Here is a 2,212-nt window from a genome sequence, read left to right on the forward strand (position 1 = left end):
CAGGGCTCGGGGCCGGTAGGCAGCAGGGCGCCTTCGAAGCCCGCCAGCTCGGCGGCCTTGGCCACCTGGGCGATGTAGTCGATGTAGGTGAAACCGTCGGGCTCGCCGTTGGCCAGGCGCCCGGGGGCGATATGCCCGGCACGGGGGTGGGGGTTGCCGCGATTGTGCTTGTCGGTGCTCAACTGCGGGCCGTCGGTGCCCAGCGGCAGGCGCCAGAAAAATTCAGTGCTCATGGGTGCTCCTGATTCAGTAACGCGTTGCGCCGCGCGGGTGCGAAGACGCCTGTCAGGGGGTAATTGCAACGGCCATGCCATGGCCGTCGCAGCCCACCATGGCGGGGGTTCGGGGGCTTCAGCCGGCCTAGCGCAGGGCCCTGGTGCTGCTGTAGCAGCACCCCGGCAGCAACCGCTGCTGAGCGCGCAACAACCCAGTGCCTCCTTGCCGGCGAACAGGCCCTTGAGCCTTGTGCTGTCCTTGCGGACGCCTTCGCTGGCAAGCCAGCGCCTACAGCTGGCGCGATACCGGCGGTGCTGTTGTAGGAGCCGGCTTGCCGGCGAACAGGCCCTTGAGCCTTGTGCTGTCCTTGCGGGCGCCTTCGCTGGTAAGCCAGTGCCTACAGCTGGCGCGATATCGGCGGTGCTGTTGCAGGAGCCGGCTTGCCGGCGAAAGGGGCCGCGGGGTTTGCGCCGCCGGGTTGGTCGGCGCTACGCAGATAGGCCTGGTACAACGCCGCATAGGCGCCGCTCTGCCGGATCAACTGCTGATGCGGTCCCTGTTCCACCAGTTGGCCGTGGCGGATCACCGCGATCCGGTCGGCGTCGCGGATGGTCGCCAGGCGGTGGGCGATGATGATCGCCGTGCGCCCCTGGCACAGCCGGCGCAGGGCGCGCTGGATGCGCCGCTCGGTATGGATGTCCACCGCCGAGGTGGCTTCGTCCAGTACCAGCACCGCCGGGTTGGCCAGGTAGGCCCGTACCAGGCACACCAGTTGCCGCTGGCCATGGCTCAGGTGTCCACCCAGGGGGCCGACCTCGCTGTGGTACTGGTGGGGCAGGCGTTCCAGCACCTCGTCGGCCCCCAGCTCCCGGGCCGCGGCAATCAGCGTTGCATCATCGGCGCCGGGGGCTGCCAGGCGCAGGTTGTCGAGGATAGTGCCGCTGAACAGCACATTGTCCTGCAGCACCACGCCCACGGCCCGGCGCAGGTCGTGCTGAGCCAGGTGCCGGATGTCCACGCCGTCGAGCGTCACGGCGCCGCCCTGAACGTCGTAGAAACGGGTCAGCAACTGCACCAGGGTACTTTTGCCATGGCCCGAGGGGCCGACAATCGCCAGCACTTCGCCGGCCTTGATCTGCAGGTCCAGGTTCTGGATCACCGCGTTTTTGCTCCTGGGGTCGTAGGCGAACCGCACCTGTTCGAAACCGACCTCGCCCCGGGCCCGCTGCATGCGCTGGGGCTGGGCCGGGTCGAGGACCTGGGGCCGGGTGTCCAGCAGCAGAAAGATCCGCTGCGCCGAGGCTGAGCCGGTGGCGTAGCGTTCGAACAGGTCAGAGAGTTCCTGCAACGGGCCCAGAAACAGAAACACGTAGAACAGGCTTTCCGCCATCTGGCCAACGCTGATCTGGTTATCGGCCAGCCCATAGCCGCCCACCAGCAGCAGCGCGGCCATGCCGGCGGTGCTGAGCAGCGCGGTGAATGGGGCGAACCAGCTGGAGCGCAGGCTGCCGCGGATCAGCGCCTGGTTGAAGTCATCCAGCAGGCCGCGATAGCGCTGCAGGTTGGGTTCCTGCTGCCCGCATTGCTGGAGCATGCGCGCGCCGCTGACGCTTTCCACCAGGTGCGCGGTGAAGCGGCTGCGGTTCTCCGCGACCCTGGCCCAGTTGCGCTGGGAGATGCGCTTGAAGCCCCAGGTCGCCAGCGCCAGCAGCGGCACCGTGGCCGCCAGGCTGAGGAAGAAGCGCGGGTCGATGCGCCACAGCATCAGCGCCGCCAGGGCGCAGCGCAGCAGGGCCCCCAGCAGCTCCGGCGGACCCTGGATCAGCAGCGGCTCCAGGCTGTCGACGTCGCGGTCGGCGCGGGAAATGATGCGCCCGGCGCGGGTCTGGTCGAAGTAGCTGACGCTCAGGGCCTGGATATGGGCAAAGACCTTGACCCGCAGGTCGTTGAGCACGCGGATCGCCGCGCTGCCGGCGACGAACTGCGACAGCCCGGC

1 protein-coding gene and 1 pseudogene are annotated in these 2,212 nt (G+C 68.7%); both read right to left on the reverse strand.

Annotated features, from left to right (window positions below; all coding sequences use genetic code 11):
* Positions 1-233, reverse strand: a pseudogene (locus F6S12_RS31260) (alkanesulfonate monooxygenase); the annotation flags it as partial.
* Between the two features lie 380 nt (positions 234-613).
* Positions 614-2,212 (reverse strand): ABC transporter ATP-binding protein (locus F6S12_RS31265; RefSeq protein ID WP_315869809.1); only part of this gene is annotated, 1,599 nt, incomplete at its 5' end.

Source organism: Pseudomonas sp. JV245A (assembly GCF_032424515.1).
Classification (GTDB): domain Bacteria; phylum Pseudomonadota; class Gammaproteobacteria; order Pseudomonadales; family Pseudomonadaceae; genus Aquipseudomonas; species Aquipseudomonas protegens.